Source organism: Pseudomonas sp. R4-34-07 (genome assembly GCF_003852375.1).
Taxonomy (GTDB): Bacteria; Pseudomonadota; Gammaproteobacteria; order Pseudomonadales; family Pseudomonadaceae; genus Aquipseudomonas.
Genome location: NZ_CP027760.1, coordinates 623,106 through 645,395 on the forward strand (window position 1 = coordinate 623,106; position 22,290 = coordinate 645,395).

At 60.3% G+C, this 22,290-nt stretch carries 16 protein-coding genes, 2 tRNA genes and 1 pseudogene; 14 read left to right on the plus strand and 5 right to left on the minus strand.

Annotated features, from left to right (window positions below; genetic code table 11):
• Positions 1-800: 800 nt before the first annotated feature.
• Together C4J85_RS27885 and C4J85_RS27890 are read left to right on the plus strand one after the other, a co-directional pair.
• Positions 801-854 (plus strand): annotated as a pseudogene (locus C4J85_RS27885) (hypothetical protein); the annotation flags it as partial.
• 201 nt (positions 855-1,055) lie between these two features.
• A complete protein-coding gene (locus tag C4J85_RS27890; RefSeq protein WP_372238008.1) occupies positions 1,056-1,760 on the plus strand; it encodes a methyl-accepting chemotaxis protein in 705 nt (234 codons plus the stop codon).
• Between the two features lie 268 nt (positions 1,761-2,028).
• Here C4J85_RS27890 and C4J85_RS02625 read toward each other — a convergent pair whose 3' ends face one another.
• From C4J85_RS02625 to C4J85_RS02635, 3 genes are all read right to left on the minus strand, one after another.
• Positions 2,029-3,582 (minus strand): iron ABC transporter permease, encoded by a 1,554-nt coding sequence (locus C4J85_RS02625; RefSeq protein ID WP_124408928.1) that lies wholly within the window; start codon positions 3,580-3,582, stop codon positions 2,029-2,031.
• On the minus strand, positions 3,582-4,607 hold the full coding sequence (locus C4J85_RS02630) for an iron ABC transporter substrate-binding protein (protein WP_124369395.1): 1,026 nt from the start codon (positions 4,605-4,607) through the stop codon (positions 3,582-3,584). Before C4J85_RS02630 ends, C4J85_RS02625 begins: the two co-directional genes overlap by 1 nt.
• Positions 4,608-4,748: 141 nt before the next feature.
• A tRNA-Leu gene (locus C4J85_RS02635) sits at positions 4,749-4,835 on the minus strand.
• Here C4J85_RS02635 and C4J85_RS27425 point away from each other — a divergent pair.
• Positions 4,810-4,980 carry a hypothetical protein gene (locus tag C4J85_RS27425; protein ID WP_164485227.1) on the plus strand — a complete coding sequence of 57 codons (171 nt, stop codon included), beginning with the start codon at positions 4,810-4,812 and terminating at the stop codon, positions 4,978-4,980. The two genes, C4J85_RS02635 and C4J85_RS27425, sit on opposite strands and share 26 nt — an antisense overlap.
• Before the next feature lie 8 nt (positions 4,981-4,988).
• Here C4J85_RS27425 and C4J85_RS02640 read toward each other — a convergent pair.
• Positions 4,989-5,075, minus strand: a tRNA-Leu gene (locus C4J85_RS02640).
• Positions 5,076-5,300: 225 nt separating this feature from the next.
• Between C4J85_RS02640 and rnr the strand changes: the two genes are divergently transcribed.
• The 7 genes from rnr (at position 5,301) to dnaB (ending at position 12,587) form a co-directional block, all read left to right on the plus strand.
• Complete coding sequence (rnr, locus tag C4J85_RS02645) at positions 5,301-7,934, plus strand: ribonuclease R (protein WP_124408929.1); 2,634 nt, start codon at positions 5,301-5,303, stop codon at positions 7,932-7,934.
• Positions 7,931-8,692: a 23S rRNA (guanosine(2251)-2'-O)-methyltransferase RlmB gene (gene rlmB, locus C4J85_RS02650; protein ID WP_124365632.1), complete on the plus strand. Its 762-nt coding sequence runs from the start codon at positions 7,931-7,933 to the stop codon at positions 8,690-8,692. Before rnr ends, rlmB begins: the two co-directional genes overlap by 4 nt.
• A gap of 309 nt (positions 8,693-9,001) precedes the next feature.
• The gene (gene rpsF / locus C4J85_RS02655; protein WP_003236224.1) at positions 9,002-9,424 is read left to right on the plus strand and encodes a 30S ribosomal protein S6; all 423 of its coding nucleotides are present in this window, start codon (positions 9,002-9,004) and stop codon (positions 9,422-9,424) included.
• A gap of 28 nt (positions 9,425-9,452) precedes the next feature.
• Entirely contained in the window at positions 9,453-9,683 is a 231-nt protein-coding gene (rpsR, locus tag C4J85_RS02660) for a 30S ribosomal protein S18 (RefSeq protein WP_002551829.1), read from the plus strand.
• 36 nt (positions 9,684-9,719) lie between these two features.
• The gene (locus C4J85_RS02665) at positions 9,720-10,613 is read left to right on the plus strand and encodes a hypothetical protein (RefSeq protein ID WP_124361031.1); all 894 of its coding nucleotides are present in this window, start codon (positions 9,720-9,722) and stop codon (positions 10,611-10,613) included.
• A gap of 18 nt (positions 10,614-10,631) precedes the next feature.
• On the plus strand, positions 10,632-11,078 hold the full coding sequence (rplI, locus tag C4J85_RS02670) for a 50S ribosomal protein L9 (protein WP_003171376.1): 447 nt from the start codon (positions 10,632-10,634) through the stop codon (positions 11,076-11,078).
• A gap of 111 nt (positions 11,079-11,189) precedes the next feature.
• Entirely contained in the window at positions 11,190-12,587 is a 1,398-nt protein-coding gene (gene dnaB, locus C4J85_RS02675; protein WP_003188079.1) for a replicative DNA helicase, read from the plus strand.
• A gap of 6 nt (positions 12,588-12,593) precedes the next feature.
• On the opposite strand, the gene C4J85_RS02680 is transcribed toward dnaB, so the two are convergent.
• Positions 12,594-16,550 carry a dermonecrotic toxin domain-containing protein gene (locus C4J85_RS02680; protein WP_124408930.1) on the minus strand — a complete coding sequence of 1,319 codons (3,957 nt, stop codon included), beginning with the start codon at positions 16,548-16,550 and terminating at the stop codon, positions 12,594-12,596.
• A gap of 218 nt (positions 16,551-16,768) precedes the next feature.
• On the opposite strand from C4J85_RS02680, the gene C4J85_RS02685 reads away from it, so the two are divergent.
• From C4J85_RS02685 to C4J85_RS02705, 4 genes are all read left to right on the plus strand, one after another.
• Positions 16,769-19,072: a YgiQ family radical SAM protein gene (locus C4J85_RS02685; protein WP_012721927.1), complete on the plus strand. Its 2,304-nt coding sequence runs from the start codon at positions 16,769-16,771 to the stop codon at positions 19,070-19,072.
• Between the two features lie 211 nt (positions 19,073-19,283).
• A complete protein-coding gene (locus tag C4J85_RS02690) occupies positions 19,284-20,216 on the plus strand; it encodes an NAD synthetase (RefSeq protein ID WP_124408931.1) in 933 nt (310 codons plus the stop codon).
• On the plus strand, positions 20,213-20,662 hold the full coding sequence (locus tag C4J85_RS02695) for a hypothetical protein (protein WP_124365635.1): 450 nt from the start codon (positions 20,213-20,215) through the stop codon (positions 20,660-20,662). The genes C4J85_RS02690 and C4J85_RS02695 overlap by 4 nt, the downstream gene beginning before the upstream one ends.
• Before the next feature lie 1,041 nt (positions 20,663-21,703).
• On the plus strand, positions 21,704-22,153 hold the full coding sequence (locus C4J85_RS02705; protein WP_124408932.1) for a hypothetical protein: 450 nt from the start codon (positions 21,704-21,706) through the stop codon (positions 22,151-22,153).
• The last annotated feature ends 137 nt before the right edge of the window (positions 22,154-22,290 follow it).

The following is a 22,290-nucleotide window of genomic DNA, read 5'->3' on the forward strand; positions in this document are numbered from 1 at the left end:
GCGAATTGGCCCAGGCCGGCAAGGAAGTCACGTCCAGCCTGGACAGTTTGTCCACCAGCACCCGTCAGCGTCTGACCGCTGGGCTTTCCACGCGCCTTCAGCAAGAGCAGAAGCAATTGCGTGCGACCCTGGAAAAAGACTTGCAGGACTCTGCCAATGACATGGCGCAGTTGCTGGCGTCGGTGGCGCCGCGAGCCATGTGGGACAGCGATGTGCCAACCTTGTCGGAGTTCGCCCGGCGCGCGCAGCGCAATCCCAACGTGTTGTTCGTGGTGTACGACGACGCGGCGGGCGAGCACCTGACCCGTTACCTGAACCGTGAAAACCCGATCAACCAGGCCCTGTTGGCAAAGGGCGCGGGGGAGCGGGCCCTGGATAAAGTGCTGGACGCGGCCAAGACTGATCCTGCGGTGTATTACGTCGAAGCCTCAATCAGCCCCAACGGCGTGGAGATCGGCAAGGTCCGCATGGGGGTTTCCACCGCGTCGGTCGAAGCCGATCTGCAAGCACTGGACAAGCGCTTCGCCGCGCTGATTGCCAGCGGTGATCAACTGGTCGGTGACAGCCTCAAAGGCGCAGCGGCGGATAGCGCTGCGGCTATGGGCGCGCGCCTGCAATCAGCGCAAGCCACCGCCACCCAAATGACCGCCAACACCACCAGCGCGGTTCAAGAGGCCGCCGGCACCCTGCGCTGGCGCATCGGCATGGGCCTGGCGCTGGTCGGTCTTGGCGTATTACTGCTGATCGCCATCGTGCTCGGTCGCCGCGTCGTCAACCGCTTGAAGCTGCTGATCGCTGCCATGGATGATTTGGCGGCGGGCGAGGGCGACCTTACCAAGCGGGTGCAAATCAGCAGCAAGGATGAGATCGGCGACATGGCGTCGGCGGTCAATCGCTTTGTGGATAAGTTGCAGCCCATCGTGCGCGAAGCGGGTGAGGTGGCCCAGCGCACCGGTGTGGAAATCGGCGCGATGACCTTGCGCAATGCGGGTGCCGACAAGGCTGCCGGTTTGCAGCGTGATGAAGTCGCCGAGAGCCTGCGCGCACTGTCGCAGATGGCCGATGAGGCCCAGGCCGAAAGCCATGCCATGCAGGCGGCGCTGCAACAGGTGGTGGAGATTCGCCAGGCGACGGATGAGAACTCACGCACGTCGGCCGAAGTTGGCAGTTTGATCGAGGCGTTGGCGGGGCAGGTGCAGGCGGGGTCCCAGGTCATTGAGCGCCTGGCCCAACAGAGTGAGCAGATTGAAGTGGTGCTGACGGTGATCCATGGGATCGCCGAGCAAACCAACCTGCTCGCCCTGAACGCCGCCATCGAAGCGGCGCGCGCCGGTGAAACGGGGCGCGGTTTTGCGGTGGTTGCAGACGAAGTGCGCGCACTGGCCAGTAAAACCCAAAGCTCCACCGGTGATATCCAGGCGCATATCGTGGCGTTGCAACAGGGCGCGCGTGAGGCGGTGGACACCATCGGCAAAGCCGGGCGCCAGGCCAGTGAGGGCTTGCTGGTACTGCGCGAGAGCGTGCGTTTGCAGCAGACGGTGCAGGCTTCGGTGGAGCAGGTTCATGCGGCAATCGGCCTGGCGACCCGCGCGGCCGAGCACCAGGCCCAGGGCGCGCATGCGGTGCGTGGGCGCGTCGAGGTGATCCACGCCCAGGCTGAGCGTGCTGCGCAGGCGGTGGTGGAAACCACGGCCAGTGGCAAGGTGCTGGACGGGTTGGCGGCGCAGTTGAAGGCAAGTTTGGGGCAGTTCAGGGCTTAGCGCCGCCTGGACTGGCGCTATCGGGGGCAAGCCCTAATGCCAGTCAGTTAAGAAGTAGAAAGGGTAAAAAGTAACCTGTGGCGAGGGAGCTTGCTCCCGCTGGACTGCGCAGCAGTCCCATTTTTGGGGCCGCTTCGCGGCCCAGCGGGAGCAAGCTCCCTCGCCACAGGTACAGTGTTCGTCCTTAACTGACTGGCATTAGGGCAAGCCCCCTCCCACATTTGGAATGCGTTCTGATGTGGGAGGGGGCTTGCCCCCGATAGCAATCTCAACGGCTCAAATACATCCGCGTCGTAAGCAGATACACCGGCAACCCCGACACCAAGATCAACAACGCCGCATAAGGCGCCGCCGCCGCAAACTCCACATTCGAAGTATGCGCCCACACGGCAGTCGCCAAGGTGTTCAACCCAGTCGGACTCAACAGCAAGGTCGCCGTCAATTCCTTCATCGCATCCAGAAACACCAGGGCAAACGCCGCACCCAATGCCGGGAAGATGATCGGCAGTGTCACCCGGCAAAACGCATTGAAGGGCGATGCCCCCAGCGTCCGCGCAGCCTCTTCCAGCTGGGGCGCGGCCTTGTTCAATGCCGTGCGTATCGGCGCCTGGGCCAGCGGCAGAAACAACAGCGCGTAGGCGATCAGCAGCAGCGCCGACGTTTGATACAGCGCCGGCACGTAATGCAGGGCGAAATACACCAGGGTCAGCGCAATTACCAGGCCGGGCAGGGCGTGCAGCAGGTAGGGCAGGCGTTCAGCCCAGATCGCCAGTCGGCCTTTATAGCGCACCACCAGCAAGCCTACCGGCACCGCCAACGCCAGGCACACCGCTGCGCCACCCAGGGACAGCGCCAGGGACGATAACAACGCTTCACTGATCTCGGCCACCGGAAACGCCGCCGACGAGCCCACGGCCAGCCAATAACCGAGCATCCCCAGCGGAATGCCGCTGCCGATGACTGCCAGCGCCAGGCAATACAGCTGACCGAGCGGCGCCCACTTGCCCAATTTCAACTGTTCGGCATGCCGCGCCGCGCCCTGGCCAATACGTACATGGCGGCCCTTGCCACGCATGCGCAGTTCCAGCCACAGCAGGGTCAGGCACATCGCCAGGAGCACCGCCGAGAGCATCGCCGCATTGGCGTTGCTGAACTCCAGCTCGAATTGCTGATAGATCGCGGTCGTGAAGGTCTGCAAGCCGATGATCGACAAAGCCCCGAACTCCACCAGCATGTGCAGCGCAATCAGCAGCGCGCCGGCCACCAGCGAGGGCCACAACAGCGGCAAGGTGATGCGTCGAAACACGCCCCAGCGATTCAGGCCCAGGGTGCGCGCTGATTCTTCCAGGGCGGGATCAAGATTACGCAGTGTCGCGGCCACCGGCAGAAACACCAGCGGGTATTTGGACAGGCTCATCACCAGGATCGCGCCGCCGAGGCCTTCGAAGTTGGCGCTCAGCGACACCCAGGTGAAGCTGCTGACAAACGCCGGCACCGCAAACGGCAGACACAGGATCACCCCCCAGAGGCGCCGTCCAGGCAGGTTGCTGCGCTCCAGCAACCAGGCCAGGGACAGGCCGACCACGCCGCACACCACCGTCACGCCCACCATCAGCGCCAGGGTGTTGCGCAGCAGCCCGAAGACATAAGGTCGCCACAGCAGATGCACCGCCTGCGCCCAACCAGCCTGCCAGGTCTTGAGCCCGACATAGGCCAGCGGCAACAGACTCAGGCCTACCAGGAATAGCACCGGCAACAGCAGCCAGATCGAAGGGCGTTTGCGCCGGGGGCGAAAACCTGCGGCGCTGAGCGATGGGTTCATCAGTTCAAGCCAACGTCACGTTCCAGGTCCAGGGCCTCTTCGGCATTGCCCAGGTCGGCGGGGGTGACTTTCGGCGGCTGCAGTTCGTTGAAAGGCTTGAGGCCGCGATTGGACTGCATGCCTTTGCGCAGCGGGTATTCAGCCGAGGTGTTGGTGATCACGCGCTGGCCTTCTTCACTGGCCATGAACGCCAGCAGTTGCTGGGCTTCCTTGGGGTGTTTGCTGGATTTCAGCGCGGCAGCCGAAGACACGGTAATCAGGCCGCCGGCATCGCCGTCGGTGAAGTAGTGCAATTGGGAGTCGAGGTTGGTTTTCTCTTTCTTCAAGGCAAACCAGTAATAGTTGTTCACCAGCACGGTGGCGACTTCGCCGTTTTCCACGGCTTTGAGCGCAACCATATTGTTGCTGTACACCTTGCCGAATGCGCGCAGGCCGGTCAGCCATTCTTCTGCGGCTTCACGCCCGTGCAGCTTGATGATAGCCACCGCCTGCTCCTGGAACGCACCGCTGGTGGGCACGAAGCCAACCTTGCCTTGCCACTCGGGACCGGCGAAATCTAGCACCGATTTGGGCAGGTCTTTTTCGGCAATCAGCTTGGGGTTGAAAGCGACGACGCGGGTGCGTGCGGTCACGCCCATCCAGTCACCGTTACTGCCGACATAGTCCTTGGGCAATACATCGAGTGTGCTGGCGTCGATCCTGGCCAGCAGGCCTTGCTCGCCCAGCTTGTTCAGCGGCGGTGATTCTTCGGTGTAGATCACGTCGGCAGGCGAGCGGTCGCCTTCTTCGACGATTTGGCTGGCCAGTTGATTGCTGCTGCCTTTGCGTACATTGACGTGAATGCCGGTCTTGGCTTCGAAGGCTTTGGCGAGTTCATCGCCGACTTCCTTGTGCTGGCCGTTGTACAGGGTCAGGGAGATCTTTTCGGCGCTATGGGCGGCGGGCGAGAGCAGGGTCAGGCCGAGCAGAGTGATGGTCAGGCCACGCAGAAGGGAGGTCTTGAGACGGGTATCGCGGATCATCATCCGGGGTTTTCCTCACTTGTAAGCTACAAATTCTTACAAGGATAAACGATAAACCTTCTCAAGTGCGCATGAGCAGGCCCCACCACCAAGTTTTAAACCCCAGAAACGAAAAAACCCGCTTTCGCGGGTTTGATCTGAATTTGGTGCCCAGGAGAAGACTCGAACTTCCACGACCTTGCGATCACCAGCACCTGAAGCTGGCGTGTCTACCAATTTCACCACCTGGGCATTATCAAGCAACGTTGCCGCTGTTGATGGGGCGAACTATACGGCGGGCTTTTTGATCTGTAAACCCCTGATTCAAAAAAATAAATCAGGTTTTACGTTAAGAATCAAAGACCTGAAACGAAAAAACCCGCTTTCGCGGGTTTGATCTGAATTTGGTGCCCAGGAGAAGACTCGAACTTCCACGACCTTGCGATCACCAGCACCTGAAGCTGGCGTGTCTACCAATTTCACCACCTGGGCAGCATCAACAACGTTGCCGTCGTCGATGGCGCGCACTATACGGAGCCCTTTTTCAGCTGTAAACCCCCGGTATGAAAAAAGCCTGGAAAATTCCCTCAATGGTCGTGCAAGGTATGCGTCGGTGGGCTACAAAGGGCTTTTAAACACTTGTTGATGCCTGAAATTTCCCGTTTCAATACGCGTATGCCAAACTAACCCGCATATAGACAAGGTGAAAACTCTCTAATGGCCGATTGGCAGTCCCTCGATCCCGAGGCCGCTCGTGAAGCGGAAAAATATGAAAACCCTATTCCTAGCCGCGAACTGATCCTGGCGCACCTCGCCGATCGGGGTTCGCCTGCTAGCCGTGAGCAGCTGGTTGAAGAATTCGGTCTGACCACCGAAGACCAGCTCGAAGCCCTGCGCCGCCGTTTGCGTGCGATGGAGCGCGACGCTCAGCTGATCTACACCCGCCGTGGCACCTATGCGCCGGTCGACAAGCTCGACCTGATCCTCGGCCGCATCGCCGGTCACCGGGACGGCTTCGGCTTCCTGATCCCGGATGACGGCAGCGACGACCTGTTCATGAGCCCTGCGCAAATGCGCCTGGTGTTTGACGGCGACCGTGCGCTGGCGCGTGTTTCCGGGCTGGACCGTCGTGGTCGTCGTGAAGGCGTGATCGTCGAAGTGGTGTCCCGTGCCCACGAGTCCATCGTTGGCCGTTACTTCGAAGAAGGCGGTATCGGCTTCGTCGTGCCGGATAACCCGAAGGTCCAGCAGGAAGTGCTGATCACCCCGGGCCGCAATGGCGCCGCCAAGGTCGGCCAGTTCGTCGAGGTGAAAATCACCCACTGGCCAACTGCGCGCTTCCAGCCCCAGGGCGACATCGTTGAAGTGGTCGGCAACTACATGGCGCCGGGCATGGAGATCGACGTCGCGCTGCGCACCTACGATATTCCTCACGTCTGGCCCGACGCTGTGCTCAAGGAAGCCGCCAAGCTCAAGCCGGAAGTCGAAGACAAGGACAAAGAGAAGCGCATCGACTTGCGCCATCTGCCGTTCGTCACCATCGACGGCGAAGACGCCCGCGACTTCGACGATGCGGTCTACTGCGAAGCCAAGCCTGGCAAACTGCGCCTGTTCTCCGGCGGCTGGAAGTTGTACGTGGCGATTGCTGACGTGTCCAGCTATGTGAAGATCGGTTCGGCCCTGGATAACGAAGCCCAGGTGCGCGGCAACTCCGTGTACTTCCCTGAGCGCGTGATCCCGATGCTGCCCGAGCAGCTGTCCAACGGCCTGTGCTCCCTGAACCCGAAAGTCGACCGTTTGGCCATGGTGTGCGAGATGACCATCTCGAAAACCGGCGAAATGACCGACTACCAGTTCTACGAAGCGGTGATCCATTCTCAGGCGCGCCTGACCTACAACAAGGTCAGCACCATCCTGGAAACGCCGAAGACCAGCGAAGCCAAAGCCCTGCGTACCGAGTACGCCGACGTGGTGCCGCACCTCAAGCAGCTGTACTCGTTGTACAAAGTGTTGCTGGGTGCCCGTCATGTGCGTGGCGCGATCGATTTTGAAACCCAGGAAACCCGGATTGTCTTCGGTTCCGAGCGCAAGATCGCCGCGATCACCCCAACGACGCGTAACGACGCGCACAAGCTGATCGAGGAATGCATGCTGGCCGCCAACGTGGCCACCGCTGAATTCCTGAAAAAGCACGAGATTCCTGCCCTGTACCGGGTGCACGACGGCCCGCCGCCGGAGCGCCTGGAAAAACTGCGCGCCTTCCTCGGTGAGCTCGGCCTGTCCCTGCACAAAGGCAAGGACGGCCCGACGCCGAAGGACTACCAGGCTCTGTTGGCCAGCATCAAGGACCGTCCGGATTATCATGTGATCCAGACCGTCATGCTGCGCTCGTTGAGCCAGGCGGTGTACAGCGCTGATAACCAGGGCCACTTCGGCCTGAATTACGAGGCGTACACCCACTTCACTTCGCCGATCCGTCGTTACCCGGACCTGCTCACGCACCGCGCGATCCGCAGCGTGATCCATTCCAAGCAGAACACTCCGCACGTCAAGCGCGCCGGTGCCATGACCATTCCGAAGGCACGGATCTATCCGTACGACGAAGCGGCCCTGGAACAGTTGGGCGAGCAGTGCTCCATGAGCGAGCGCCGCGCCGATGAAGCCACCCGCGATGTGGTGAATTGGCTCAAGTGCGAATTCATGAAGGATCGCGTGGGCGAGTCGTTCCCGGGTGTGATCACCGCCGTGACCGGTTTCGGCCTGTTCGTCGAGCTGACCGACATCTACGTCGAGGGCCTGGTGCACGTCACCGCCTTGCCGGGCGACTACTATCACTTCGACCCAGTGCATCACCGCCTGGCGGGCGAGCGCACCGGGCGCAGTTTCCGCCTGGGTGACACGGTGGAAGTGCAGGTCATGCGCGTCGACCTCGACGAACGCAAGATCGACTTCGGTATGCCTGACAAGCCGGCCGAGCCTGCGGGTCGCAAAAAGCGTGGCGGCGAAACCACCACGCCGGCCAGCAAAGGCAAGGGGGCTCCTGCGAAAGCGGCGGCCGCCGAGCCTGCGCCAGCCAAGGCCGGTCGTCGTTCTTCGACCAAGGAAAAGGCCCCGGAAGCCTATCGCCCAAGCGATGCTGCGGCGAAAAATGCCGAGCTGCGCAAGAGTCGCGAGTTGAAGCAGCAGTTGCTCAACGAAGCCAAAAGCGGTGGTAAAGCGGCGTCTGGGGGAAAGTCCCAAGGGGCGGAAAAACCGTCGAGCAAACCCAGTAAACACCGTAAAGGCCCGCCCAAAGCGGGTTCGGCCCCCGCGAAAAGCGGCGGGTCGCGCAAACCTAAGGCCAAGCCATGAGTCTGGAAAAAATCTACGGCGTGCATGCCGTAGAAGCACTGCTGCGTCACCACCCCAAGCGCGTCAAGCAAGTGTGGTTGGCGGAAGGTCGCAGCGAGCCACGCGTGCAGGCGCTGGTCGAGCTGGCCAACCAGAACAAGGTTGCCATCGGCCAGGCTGAACGCCGTGAAATGGACGTATGGGTAGAAGGCGTTCACCAAGGCGTGGTTGCCGACGTCAGCCCGAGCCAGGTGTGGGGCGAGGCCATGCTCGACGAGCTGCTCGACCGTACCGAAGGCGCGCCGTTGCTGCTGGTGCTGGACGGCGTGACCGACCCGCACAACCTCGGCGCCTGCCTGCGTTCGGCGGATGCCGCCGGCGCGCTGGCGGTGATCGTGCCTAAAGACAAGTCGGCGACCCTCACGCCGGTCGTGCGTAAAGTCGCCTGCGGCGCGGCGGAAGTGATTCCGCTGGTGGCCGTGACCAACCTGGCGCGCACCCTGGAAAAGCTCCAGCAACGTGGCTTGTGGATTGTCGGCACGGCAGGGGAGGCTGAGGTCAGCATCTATGACCAGGACCTCACCGGCCCGACCATCCTGATCATGGGCGCCGAAGGCAAGGGCATGCGCCGCTTGACCCGTGAGCATTGCGATTACCTGGTGCACTTGCCGATGGCCGGTAGCGTCAGCAGCCTGAACGTTTCGGTGGCGACGGGCGTGTGCCTGTTCGAAGCCCAGCGTCAGCGCGGCGCGAAAGCGAAGGCCAAGCCCAAGAAGTAAGCCAGGCCTGGCCCGGATCAAACTGTGGGAGGGGGCTTGCTCCCGATTGCGGTGAGTCAGTCACAACATCTGTAACTGAAACACCGCTATCGGGAGCAAGCCCCCTCCCACATTTGTTTTTGTAGTGTTTGGGGGATTGTTCAAATAATCACCAATCACCTTGCGCCGCTCCTTCCCCTTCTCTACAATTGCGCCCCTTGCCCACCTGGCAGGCACGCATGTGCCTCCCCTGCGGCAAGATCCATAAGTGTCATTCACTCCTTGTCTGACCGTTTTTGAGCGGCAGGCTACAACCCGTAAGGAGCATTCATGCGTCATTACGAAATCATCTTTTTGGTCCACCCGGATCAAAGCGAGCAAGTCGGCGGCATGGTTGAGCGTTACACCAAGCTGATCGAAGAAGACGGCGGCAAAATCCACCGTCTGGAAGATTGGGGCCGTCGTCAACTGGCCTACGCAATCAACAATGTTCACAAGGCTCACTACGTGATGCTGAACGTTGAATGCACTGGCAAGGCCCTGGCCGAGCTGGAAGACAACTTCCGCTACAACGATGCAGTGATCCGTAACCTGGTCATCCGTCGCGAAGAAGCCGTTACCGGCCAATCCGAGATGCTCAAGGCTGAAGAAAACCGCAGTGAGCGCCGTGAGCGTCGCGACCGTCCTGAGCACGAAGGCGCTGATAGCGCTGATAGTGATGACAGCGACAACAGCGATAACGCTGACGAGTAATCCACGGACCTTTTAAGGAGCCTATCAAATGGCACGTTTCTTCCGTCGTCGTAAATTCTGCCGCTTCACCGCTGAAGACGTGAAAGAGATCGATTACAAAGATCTCAACACTCTGAAAGCCTACGTATCCGAGACCGGCAAAATCGTTCCAAGCCGTATCACCGGTACCAAAGCACGTTATCAGCGTCAGCTGGCCACCGCTATCAAGCGCGCCCGCTTCCTGGCCCTGCTGGCCTACACCGACAGCCACGGCCGCTGAGACCGGGCAGTCGACAAGTAGTAAGGGATTGAATGCATGCGCGCCTTAGCTGAGTTCATCATGCGCGGTCGTATGCAGGCCACTCTGGTAGTGGCTGGCTGTGCAGCATTGCCGTTGCTTTATTGGTTGGGTGCTGCCGCAGGTTGCCTTGTGCTCCTGCGGCGCGGTTTGAAGGACGCCCTTGGCGTTCTTGCCCTGGGTTTGTTGCCGGCCTTGATCTGGTGGCTGCAAATGGGTGATCCACGGGTACTTCTGGTACTGCTGGGGTCATCGAGCCTTGCGTTGGTTTTACGCGCAAGTGAGTCCTGGGTCCGCACGCTGCTGGTCAGCGTGGCATTGGGATTGGTGTACTCAGTGATGCTTGGCGCGGCTTTCCGCCCGCAAATCGAGGCGCTGGCGCAGGAAATCGTCAAGATCCTGCCGCTGGCCCTCGGGGATCTCTACCAGCAGTTGTCGGTAGATGAGCGAGCGCGGTTTGCGTCACTGATTGCGCCGGTCCTGACCGGCCTGATTGCGGCTTTGTTGCAGGTTGTCAGCGTGCTGAGCCTGATTCTTGGGCGTTATTGGCAGGCGTTGTTGTACAACCCGGGTGGTTTTGGTCGCGAGTTTCGCAGTATCAGAATTCCTGCGGGGCCAGCGATGTTGCTGCTGGCGTGCATGGTTGTCGGGCCGAACTTCGGTCCACAGATGGCCTTGCTTGCGCCGATTTGCAGCGTACCGCTGGTATTTGCCGGGCTGGCCCTGATTCATGGGCTGGTTGCGCGCAAGCGCCTGGCCAGGTTCTGGCTGGTGGGGTTGTACGTCACGCTGTTGCTGTTCATGCAGCTGATCTATCCGTTACTCGTGGTTTTGGCCATTGTCGACGGCCTGATTGATTTTCGCGGACGTCTGGCGTCGAAAGATGCCGATAGCGCGAACGGTGAAGGTTAAAAGTTAGAGGATTTTCACATGCAACTGATCCTTCTGGAAAAAGTCGCCAACCTGGGCAACCTGGGCGACAAAGTGAACGTTAAGGCCGGCTACGGTCGTAACTACCTGCTGCCATACGGCAAAGCCACCGCTGCAACCGCTGCCAACCTGGCTGCGTTTGAAGAGCGTCGTGCTGAGCTGGAAAAAGCAGCAGCAGACAAAAAAGCTTCGGCCGAAACTCGCGCTGCCCAACTGGCTGAGCTGGAAGTGACTATCACTGCCACCGCCGGTGACGAAGGCAAGCTGTTCGGTTCGATCGGCACCCACGACATCGCTGATGCACTGACCGCCTCCGGCGTTGAAGTGCAGAAGAGCGAAGTTCGTCTGCCGAACGGCACCATCCGCAACGTAGGCGAATTCGACGTAGCCGTGCACCTGCACGCCGAAGTTGAAGCCACCGTACGCGTTGTCGTGGTAGCAGCTTAAGCCGCACCTAACTGACTGGCACCTCGCGTGTCAGCCAGTTAACATCGGGCACGATCCTGTTTACAGGTCGTGCCTTTTGTTTTTCTACACACCCCTAAATTCCAAGTGGCCATGAACGAAATTTCCGCTCCTGAGCAATACGATCTGCAAACCGCTGCCCTGAAGGTGCCGCCGCATTCCATCGAGGCCGAACAGGCCGTGCTCGGTGGCTTGATGCTGGACAACAACGCCTGGGAACGCGTGCTGGATCAAGTCTCGGACGGGGATTTCTATCGTCATGACCACCGCCTGATCTTCCGTGCCATCGCCAAGCTGGCCGACCAGAACTCACCGATCGACGTGGTGACCCTGGCCGAGCAACTGGACAAGGAAGGCCAGACCTCCCAAGTCGGCGGCCTGGGTTACCTCGGCGAACTGGCGAAAAACACGCCGTCCGTCGCCAACATCAAGGCCTATGCGCAGATCGTCCGCGAGCGCGCCACCCTGCGCCAGTTGATCGGCATCAGCACTGAAATCGCCGACAGCGCCTTCAACCCCGAAGGCCGCACCGCCGCCGAGATCCTCGACGAAGCCGAGCGCCAGATCTTCCAGATCGCCGAAGCCCGCCCGAAAACCGGCGGCCCGGTCAGCGTCAACGACCTGCTGACCAAGGCCATCGACCGCATCGACACCTTGTTCAATACCGATGCCGCGATTACCGGTATTTCCACCGGCTACACCGACCTCGACGAGAAGACCAGCGGCCTGCAGCCGTCCGACTTGATCATCGTGGCCGGCCGTCCGTCGATGGGCAAGACCACCTTTGCGATGAACCTGGTGGAAAACGCCGTACTGCGCAGTGACAAGGCGGTGCTGGTGTACTCCCTCGAGATGCCAGGCGAATCGCTGATCATGCGTATGCTTTCGTCACTCGGCCGTATCGACCAGACCAAAGTGCGTTCCGGCCAGCTCGAGGATGACGATTGGCCGCGCCTGACCTCGGCGGTCAACCTGCTCAACGACCGTAAGCTGTTCATCGATGACACTGCCGGTATCAGCCCGTCCGAAATGCGCGCGCGCACCCGTCGCCTGGTGCGTGAACACGGCGACATTGCGTTGATCATGATCGACTACCTGCAGTTGATGCAGATTCCGGGTTCCAGCGGCGACAACCGCACCAACGAGATTTCCGAAATCTCCCGATCCCTCAAGGCCCTGGCCAAGGAATTCAACTGCCCGGTGGTGGCGCTGTCCCAGCTCAACCGTTCCCTGGAACAACGTCCCAACAAACGTCCGGTGAACTCCGACTTGCGTGAGTCCGGCGCGATCGAGCAGGATGCCGACGTGATCATGTTCGTGTACCGCGACGAGGTGTATCACCCCGAAACCGAGCACAAGGGCATTGCCGAAATCATCATCGGCAAGCAGCGGAACGGGCCGATCGGCTTTATCCGCCTGGCGTTCATCGGTAAGTACACACGCTTTGAGAACCTTGCGCCGGGCAGCTACAACTTCGATGACGATGAGTAATCGGCTTCAGGCGTTTGCCTGAGGGAGCGCACCGAACAGCGCTCTCACCGTGGGCTCGTTGTATTGGTAATTCCAACGCAACTCGGTACCGGCAGGGATATCTTCACTGGCAAAGAATGCACTGAGGAAAAAATTGTCCCTGGGTTGCTCGGCAATCTGTGTGGTGACGTTGAACCGCGCAACCTCTACGTTATAGCCCGTGGATGCCTGCCTGATCGGCAGATTTGCTTCGTACTCAAAAATCGTATTTATTCGCGAAAGTACGTTGTCACCCGACAAAATGACCGGCTGTGGTGCAGCGGGAATGGGTTCAAAAGGTTTGACGTCGATCAAATAGGGATCCTGCCGATAAGCCGCCACATAATACGGCACCAGTTCCCCGCCATAGACGCCGAGCGCCTCACCTTTTATCAGCGGCTTCCTGCTTATGACGGTCTGCTCGCCGATCATCACTGCCTCCTGCACACACTTTTGGTGGGCCGCGGTGAAGGGTGTCACTTCTAGTTTGTCTTCATAGAGGCGTGCAACCCGTTCATACCCTTCCCACTGCAAAAAAGGCAGGATCAGCTCCTTGCTGAAAGTTTGATCGGACGTGAGCGATTTGCTGCGGATTTGTATGCTTCTGATCCGCAATGGGCGACCTGTTAAATCGCGCAGGGGGTAGCGGCCATTGTTGGCGCGATCATAAATGCGTCGATAGTTCTGGCTGTGTTGATAGCTTCGTGTGGACCGCATGGCCTCCATCTCCGTCGGCGTATACAGGCTGTTGACCGTGCCTTCTTCTGCTGAGTCGTATTCGCTGGATGAGTGCGCCGACTCAAACTCGTCGCTAAGCTCCGTCGGCTCTCCCGACGGCGAAACAGCCGCTTGCATGCCACCCATCAACCCCTGGCTGCTCGGATCGATATCCCAGCCACCGGCGGTTTTTGCGCGCAGGTAGGGCCGGTAAGCCCTGAACGGGCTGCGGGCATCGATCAGTCGCCATTTCTGCCCTTCGGCTTTGACCTGAAAGTAGTTCCCGCCCTCCAGGACGTAATAGTGATAGCCACCGTTGGGCAGCGGGGCTGACTGATGAATACCATCAGCGCGCAGCGTCAGGCCTGCCGGGGCGGTTTGCGTGGCGAACAGTGGATCAAGCGCAATCCCGAGGGCCTGCACTGGCGCCGTTGGGGCTAGCCTGGCGAGCGGCGGCAGCGGCGGTTTGGCGATCATTGCCAGGCTATGCTGGTGGATGGCTTGTTTGAGCGCGCCTGCATTCGACTCACGCAAAAGCGCGCTGCGCTCGGCCTCGGTCAGCGTATGTTCCAGCGCGCTGAACAGCGTGCTCGGTGCATGCAGCTCTGTCGCCTCGGCGTCCTGCACGGCGTACTGTTCGCCCTGGCGGATCAGGATGTGACGCACACTGTCCTGTTCGCTGCCAATATGTCCCAGCAGCGGGCCGCTGTTATCATTCTCGTACACCTCGATGCGGCGTGCGCCTGGCCAGCCTGGCAACTGTTCCAGAGTGTGCAACACCAGTGGCACGCTCTCGTTACTGCTCATCGAATCGAGAAAAATGCCTTCGTGGATGCGTGCGCTGCGCGCCACGTCGCGGTATTGGGTGGCTTCCCACTCTTGTGTTGACGGCAGTTTTTTCTCCTGGTGCAGGCGTTGCCGTTCCTGTGGGCTGAGGGTGGTTTCCATTTCTTCAAGGTGACGCTTGGACAGTTCGGGCATGGTTGGGCGAAGGTCCTGTTCAACCTGGCTAACGGGTTCCTCGCCGTGGCTATCGAGCAACGAAAACAGGCGCTGGCGTTGTGCCGGAACGCTTTCCTGCAGGCGTGAGGCAAGGTTTTCGACCGGGGTGAAATAGTCGATGTACAGCGCAGGTAGCAATTGATTGAATTCTGCCCGCGGCATTTGCTCCTCCAGTGCATGCAGCAGTTCGCCTTTTCTGAAGCGTGAAGCGCTCACCTCGATCGCGTTGGCGCCGTTACCGTGGCTGATCAGTATCTGTTGCCGTTCGTCGACGATTTTCAGCCGCCGGGTCGCGGGCCATTCCGGCAATGCACACACCAAGTGAAACTGGATGAAGGGGGACTGCGGTGTAACCTTAGTGCCTTCGGCGCGATCGAGGTTGAAGTCGGCGATCTCCTGGTCCAGGTTGAAGTGCTTGATCGTGTCCCGCAGCAACGGCGGCGGCCTCAGCATGTCCTGATGGAGTTCGCGCAGGCCGGCGCTGTCCATGCCGCCGAGCAGCAGGATCGGCTCAACGGCGGGCTGTTTGATCGTGGCCCCGTCCGGGCCCAGGCGTTGGATCAGCTTGAGGTCGTCCCAGTCGGCGGGGGTCTCATGCTCGACGCGCCATCCGCCGACAGAGTTGCCCCGCACGGGCGGCGCGTAGGCGTCGGGGTCGGTGGGGTGGGACAACTGCCATTGCTGGCTATCGGGCGCCCGTTGCACGGCATGAACCTGATCATCGAGCTTCAGGTAATACCGCTGCGCATGTTTATACAAACCCTGCTTATCCGCGACCAGGCCGTCGGGCAGCATCTTGGGATGCCGATAGGGGGGCAGGTCGGGGTTCCACAGGCGCAAGCCTTTGTTGGCCACGTGCACTTTCAGCAGTTTTACACCGAAGCCGGCGGTCTTGATCACGCCTGCGGTGGCGACTGCCATCGCGACGTCGTCCACCGCGTCGAGAAAGTCGTTCAAGGCCTCTTCGCTATCGCCGCGGCTCCAGGCGGCGAAGCCGTCATAGACGGTATTGAGCAGTTGCAAGGCGCTGACGGCCAACAGCACTTCACCGACGATTGGAATGAATGACGCGGCAAAAAACAACAGTGACTTACCCAGTTCCAGATAGCCCTGCAGACGCTTCTGCCGGCTCACCAGGTCGACGTCGGCAGTGGGCACCGCCAGGATGCGTGCGTCATTCCTGATCTGGATGATGCGTTGCGTAGCCATGTCCTGAAACACATGCATACGGACCGGGGTCAGGCTGAGCGTGCTCTCCAGGCTCGGGCGCGCATTCAGCGACGGTCGCGGGGCCAGATGCAACAGGCTGTCCTGATGTTGCAACGGTACCAGGCGAGTGAAAAAAGCCAGGTACTGCGGCTGTTCCAGGCGTTCGGCCAGGCCGTGGTAGAGATCCTCCCAGGTTGGATGCAGGCGAAACGCCGCGCTGGGGTCCTGGGGTGTGTAGAGAACCATCGGCAGCCCGATCGCCGACGCCTGAATCACCATGACATTGGGCAGAACAACATCCTGGAGGGTCAAAAGGCTGCACCGTATGTCGATGTTATTTCCAGTGGTCTGGAGGCTGCGCAGCTGCAGAAACTGCCAGGTGGTGAACGCATTTTGCAGGTAGGCGATATGCAGTGCGACCCCAAAGGCAAGCTGCTCTTGACTGGACAAGAGTTGCATGACCTCGGCGGCGGTACGGGACGTGCCGGAGTTGGGCGCGGGTTCAAGCACGTTATCGATATGCGCGAGGTACTGGCTGCCGATATCCAGGTTGCGGCAGACGCTGGCGAAGCGTGTCGCAGCAATAATGCTCAGCACTTCGCCGGTGGGGCCGGGATTGTAAATGGCGCTGCCGGTTTCCATGCCGCCGGTCTCGGCTTCGGTCGCTTCGAAATTCTGCAGGGCCGCTTCCAGCAGCGTCTGCCGGGTGGTGCGGGCGTGTGTACGGATCAGGCCCAACAGGTGATGGTTTTTCCATTCGCGGGACAGGATGGCGTTTTCATCGTCCTGCAAACCGAAAAACTCGGTTCGCAGGGTCTGGCGTAACAAAGGCCGGGCAAACTCCTCGGGGTTCTGCAGTTCATCCATCAGGGCCTTGAGGTCGTGCCTGGCCTGATTGCTGCTGATCAGGTCGCGGCGAAAATCGGCGAGCTGCGAAGCCGGCGCCTGGGTCAGCCAGGCCGGTAAGTTGGATTTGATGAATGCCTTGTGGGGCGATTGTGGCAAGGGACTGCTCATGGGCTAGGCCATCCGGAGTGATGATTGACCTGCCGCAGATTACCCATGGAATTTTCGATCAACGGTTAACGGATTAGCCCCCGCGCGTTCTATTAAAGGAGCGTGGTCTGCAGCCCCGTGAGCCTCTGGCTTAAAAGCCGACCGCTATCGTCGGAATTGGTCAAAATTTGTGCTATATTCCGCGCCCGCGATTTTTCATCTCAACACCGGTCACCGTCATGCAAACAGCCAAGCCGTTATTTGACTATCCCAAGTACTGGGCCGAATGTTTCGGTCCTGCGCCATTCCTGCCGATGAGCAGGGAGGAGATGGATCAGCTTGGCTGGGATTCATGCGACATCATCATCGTCACCGGTGATGCCTACGTTGACCATCCGTCGTTCGGCATGGCGATCATCGGCCGGCTGCTGGAGTCCCAAGGCTTTCGCGTCGGGATCATTGCCCAGCCAAACTGGCAGTCCAAAGACGACTTCATGAAGCTCGGCGAGCCGAACCTGTTTTTCGGCGTCGCGGCCGGCAACATGGACTCGATGATCAACCGCTACACCGCCGACAAGAAAATCCGTTCCGACGACGCCTACACCCCAGGCGGCATGGCCGGCAAACGCCCGGACCGCGCGAGCCTGGTGTACAGCCAGCGCTGCAAGGAAGCCTACAAGAACGTGCCGATCGTACTCGGCGGCATCGAAGCGTCCCTGCGCCGCATCGCCCACTACGACTACTGGCAGGACCGCGTGCGCAACTCGATCCTGATCGACGCCACCGCCGATATCCTGCTGTATGGCAACGCCGAGCGCGCGATTGTCGAAGTCGCCCAGCGCCTGTCGTGGGGCCACAAGATCGAAGACATCACCGATGTGCGCGGCACCGCGTTCATTCGTCGTGATACTCCGGCCGGCTGGTACGAAGTGGACTCCACGCGCATCGACCGTCCGGGCAAGGTCGACAAGATCATCAACCCGTACGTCAATACCCAGGACACCCAGGCTTGCGCTATCGAGCAAGAGAAAGGCCCTGTCGACGATCCGGAAGAAGCCAAGGTCGTGCAGATCCTGGCCAGCCCGCGCATGACCCGCGACAAGACCGTGATCCGCCTGCCGTCGGTGGAAAAAGTCCGTGGCGACGCGGTGCTCTACGCCCACGCCAACCGCGTGTTGCACCTAGAAACCAACCCAGGCAACGCCCGCGCCCTGGTGCAGAAGCACGGTGAAGTGGACGTGTGGTTCAACCCGCCGCCCATTCCCATGACCACTGAAGAAATGGACTACGTGTTCGGCATGCCGTACGCCCGCGTACCGCATCCGGCGTATGGCAAGGAGAAGATTCCGGCCTACGACATGATCCGTTTCTCGGTGAACATCATGCGTGGCTGCTTCGGCGGCTGCACCTTCTGCTCGATCACCGAGCACGAAGGCCGCATCATCCAGAACCGTTCCGAAGAGTCGATCATTCGCGAGATCGAAGAGATCCGCGACAAGGTGCCGGGCTTTACCGGGGTGATTTCCGACCTCGGCGGCCCGACCGCGAACATGTACCGCATCGCCTGCAAGAGCCCGGAAATCGAATCCGCGTGCCGCAAGCCGTCGTGCGTGTTCCCCGGTATCTGCCCGAACCTGAACACCGACCACTCCTCCTTGATCCAGCTGTACCGCAGCGCCCGTGCGTTGCCGGGTGTGAAGAAAATCCTGATTGCCTCCGGCCTGCGCTATGACCTGGCCGTCGAGTCGCCGGAATATGTGAAAGAGCTGGTCACCCACCACGTGGGTGGCTACCTGAAGATCGCCCCGGAACACACCGAGGAAGGTCCGCTCAACCAGATGATGAAACCGGGCATCGGCAGCTATGACAAGTTCAAGCGCATGTTCGAGAAGTACACCAAGGAAGCGGGTAAGGAGCAGTACCTGATCCCGTACTTCATCGCCGCCCACCCCGGCACCACCGATGAAGACATGATGAACCTGGCCCTGTGGCTCAAGGGCAACGGCTTCCGCGCCGACCAGGTGCAGGCGTTCTACCCGTCGCCGATGGCTACCGCCACCGCGATGTACCACTCGGGCAAGAACCCGCTGCGCAAGGTCACCTACAAGAGCGACGCGGTGACCATCGTCAAGAGCGAGGAGCAGCGCCGTCTGCACAAGGCGTTCCTGCGCTACCACGACCCGAAAGGCTGGCCGATGCTGCGTGAAGCGCTGACCCGCATGGGTCGCGCCGACCTGATCGGGCCGGGCAAGGACCAACTGATCCCGCTGCACCAGCCGTCCACCGACAGCTACCAGAGCGCCCGTCGCAAGAACTCGACGCCGGCCGGCAGCCATAAGGTCGCCAAGGAAACCACCACCAAAATTCTCACCCAGCACACCGGCCTGCCACCCCGTGGCAGCGACGGCAGCAACCCGTGGGACAAGCGTGAGCAAGCCAAGGCCGCGGCCCAGGCAAGGAACAAGCAGGCGGCGAAGGAACGTACCGATGCGGCGAAGGGCAAAGGCGGCAAGCCTGCGCGCAAGCCGGTTGTGCCGCGTTGATTGCGGCTTGAAATGCCAAACGCCAGCCTAGTGCTGGCGTTTTGCTTTCTGGCCGGTGGTGAGCCTGTTTGGTAAGGTGGCGGGCATTGGATCGCTATCGGGAGCAAGCCCCCTCCCACATTCTGACCTGTGAATACATTCAAAATGTGGGAGGGGGCTTGCTCCCGATAGCGCCCGTCCAGTCCCCACCCAAACCAAGGAAGAACGCCCCATGAGCAACCCCCTGCTCACCATCGGCATGGACTCCAACCGCTCCCAGTTCATGGCGCGCCAACGTATTGAAAGCCAGATCAACCTGCCGCGCCTGTTTGCGGCCATCGATGGCGACCCCGGGATCGTCGGCGCTGGCGTCGTCTATATCGACGCCGACCTTAACGTGGTCACCCTGCGCGAATTCAAGCCGATTTGCAGTATCAAGCCCAAGCGCATCATTTTACGGGAGGCGCAGAAGTACATTTCGCCTGCCCAGTTTGTGGAACAGGTGAAGACAGATCCCCGTGAAGGGCGCCTCCAGAAGGAGGCATTTGATATGGGTCTTTCCTGCGGCGCAGCGGTGATCGGTTGGATCGTGGTGTTCAGCGGCAGCGTCGCCGTTCCGTTCACAGCCGGTGCCAGCGCTTTTGTCGTGGGCATTGGCATTACGGCGGCGCTGGCCAGCAGCGCCCAATGCGGGTTTGGTGTTGCGCGTACCTATAACGAAGTGCTTGACCCAGATGCCAACGACCGCATGGACGACGCCGAATGGTATGGCGCGGTTTCACCCATCCTGGATGCGGCCTCGCTGGTGGGTATTGGCACGGGGGCCTTGACCACGGTTAGGCTGCTCAAGGCCAACAAGGCCGCCGCGTTGGGTAAGAGTTGGTATGAACTGCTCAAGGGCCTGAGCCGTCAGGAGCGCAAGAAGTTGACCAAGGAGTTGCTCAGCCTGCGCGATCCGAGCCTGACGCCCAAGTTACTCAAGCTGCAGCAGCGCGCCGGCAAGCTGACCAAGAGCTACAGCTCCACCGAAATCCGTCACGCCACCCTGACCCAATTGAAAGATGCGCTGGGCGGCCTGTTGGGCATCACCGGTAGCTATCGAACAGGGCATGTCGGTACGGCCAGCACCATTGCGATCGGCTTGTACGAGGATTTGACCGAATGAGCGGCTTCCCCGATATGCGCAGTTTTCTCGCCCGTTATTTCCCGGTGTTCATGGGGACTGTTTTCATGGCGATCTTCTCCGGCTCAGTTGCCGTTTCCACGGCGGGCGTGACCTATTTGCGTGGGGTAGAGCCAGCGCTCAAGTCCAATTATTCCGGGGCTGCGATCCTGCTGCTGGTGGCGGTGCTGGTGTTTGGCAACGTGATGATCGCGCGTGGCTATCCCTGGGCGGCCAAGCTGGTGGCGGGATACCTAGGCGCATGCCTGTTGTTCGTCTTGCCGATGATTCAGTACGACCTCAATCGCCTGGTGTACGGCTCGGCGGTGTTATTCCCTCTGCTGGGGTTGCTGTTGCTCAACAGCAAGCGCCATCGCGAAATGCGTCAGCGGCTACTTGAAATACGGCGCCTGCGACAAGCCGTCGGCGCCAGGCACAAGGCCCCATGACTGCATAGGTATCTACATAACTGTGTAGCAGCCTACGGTAATCACGATGCGAAGCGAGCCGCTCTTGCTTGTGATCTTGCTTTTGATCTAGGCGCCCCGTTAAACCACGCTGGCCGGAATTCGATATTGATTTGGGGGGTAAACCGGCAGGGATGCCGGTTTAGCCGCCCCGCGCCATGGATGGCGCGTGGCGGCGGCCCCCCAAATCAATGTCGGATTACGGGCACACCGAGCCTGGGCGAGGTGCCGAGTGGTGGGGCAAGAGCGTTTTGCTTACTTTTGCGCTTTTCAAAAGTGAGCCGCCGTAAGGGCGGAACCCATAGCAGCCGTTACCGCAGCAACGGATATGTACTCGCCTTGATCCAACATCTTGGTCGGCTGTCAGGCCGCTATCGGGAGCAAGTCGAATCGTCGCACCGCCCCTCCCACATTTGGATCGCGCGGCATCAGTCAGATAGCTATAGGCCGCCAGCTCGCCACGGGAGCAAGCTCCCTCGCCACAGGTTCAGGGCTACGCCAAAGTGTGTAGATACCTACGGCTATCGAGGGCAAGTCCCCTCCCACATTTTGAATGTATTCACACATCCAAGTGTGGGAGGGGGCTTGCCCCCGATAGCGTCAGTTCAGTCACCCCCTTTCAAGGACGAGCCCCCATGAGCAACCCCCTGTTCAGCATCGGCCGACACAATTCGCTCAACATGTGATGAGCACCCCAGAGAGTCCAGGCTGATCGGCGAGGCCGTGAACACCGGGATCTCCTGTCTGGGTGCTGTCATCAGTTGGGCTGCGATTGCCAGCGGTACCCTCCTGGTGCCGTTCAGTGCGGTCGCTAGTTCCGTCGTCGTGGTGATAGGGTAGGCGGCGGGCGCGAGTTCGCTGCAATGCATCAATGGCTTGCCCGCACAACGCTTGAGGTGGCAGGCCCGAGGTCAACGATTGGCAGATCAAGGACGCCCTGAGCGCAGTCGTAGGGTTCGGCGGGAGCGCCTACTCCGGAAACGTCAATACCATCGCGATCGGGCTGTACGAGGAAGTAAAAGAATGGGCGAATTGATGACGCTCCGGGACTTTTTCAGGCATTACTTTCTGACGTTTCTGGGCGGCGTATTTGCGGCGTATTTTTCATTGGCGTTGGCCGTGGCGCTGGCGTTCGTCACCTATTTTGATGATGCGCCCCTTGCTCAAGTCGGGCTCAAGATCATGCTGGCCGGGGCGGTGTTTACGCTGCTGACGGTGCATAGCAACTTTATGATCTTGCGCGGCAAACCCTCTTGGACATGGGTGATGGTCGGTATCTACGTCGCCTGCCTGCTGTTTGTGTTGCCGATGATCCAATACGGCCCTCATCGTGTTCTTTATGGGTTGGCGCTGGTTTTTCCACTGTTCGGGCTGCTGATACTCAACAGCAAGGGGCAGCGCGAGATGCGCGCCAAACTCGTTGAAATTCGCCACCTGCGCCAAGCCCTCGGCGCCAGGCACAAGGCCCCATGACTGGGTAGATTCGCCACCTCCCTCCAAGGGTTCGCCACAAATATGTGCGGCGGTTGCACCATGGCACGTACGATGGCGTTGTTTTGGTGCTGTACTGCACCGGGCTCCACGATAAAGCGCAATGACTGCCGCCCTGG

Coding starts and splice junctions, on each gene's coding strand:
- C4J85_RS27890 (WP_372238008.1), top strand. CDS start 1,056: ATGGCCGATGAGGCCCAGGCCGAAAGCCATGCCATGCAGGCGGCGCTG.
- C4J85_RS02625 (WP_124408928.1), bottom strand. CDS start 3,582: ATGAACCCATCGCTCAGCGCCGCAGGTTTTCGCCCCCGGCGCAAACGC.
- C4J85_RS02630 (WP_124369395.1), bottom strand. CDS start 4,607: ATGATGATCCGCGATACCCGTCTCAAGACCTCCCTTCTGCGTGGCCTG.
- rnr (WP_124408929.1), top strand. CDS start 5,301: ATGGCCGATTGGCAGTCCCTCGATCCCGAGGCCGCTCGTGAAGCGGAA.
- rlmB (WP_124365632.1), top strand. CDS start 7,931: ATGAGTCTGGAAAAAATCTACGGCGTGCATGCCGTAGAAGCACTGCTG.
- rpsF (WP_003236224.1), top strand. CDS start 9,002: ATGCGTCATTACGAAATCATCTTTTTGGTCCACCCGGATCAAAGCGAG.
- rpsR (WP_002551829.1), top strand. CDS start 9,453: ATGGCACGTTTCTTCCGTCGTCGTAAATTCTGCCGCTTCACCGCTGAA.
- C4J85_RS02665 (WP_124361031.1), top strand. CDS start 9,720: ATGCGCGCCTTAGCTGAGTTCATCATGCGCGGTCGTATGCAGGCCACT.
- rplI (WP_003171376.1), top strand. CDS start 10,632: ATGCAACTGATCCTTCTGGAAAAAGTCGCCAACCTGGGCAACCTGGGC.
- dnaB (WP_003188079.1), top strand. CDS start 11,190: ATGAACGAAATTTCCGCTCCTGAGCAATACGATCTGCAAACCGCTGCC.
- C4J85_RS02680 (WP_124408930.1), bottom strand. CDS start 16,550: ATGAGCAGTCCCTTGCCACAATCGCCCCACAAGGCATTCATCAAATCC.
- C4J85_RS02685 (WP_012721927.1), top strand. CDS start 16,769: ATGCAAACAGCCAAGCCGTTATTTGACTATCCCAAGTACTGGGCCGAA.
- C4J85_RS02690 (WP_124408931.1), top strand. CDS start 19,284: ATGAGCAACCCCCTGCTCACCATCGGCATGGACTCCAACCGCTCCCAG.
- C4J85_RS02695 (WP_124365635.1), top strand. CDS start 20,213: ATGAGCGGCTTCCCCGATATGCGCAGTTTTCTCGCCCGTTATTTCCCG.
- C4J85_RS02705 (WP_124408932.1), top strand. CDS start 21,704: ATGGGCGAATTGATGACGCTCCGGGACTTTTTCAGGCATTACTTTCTG.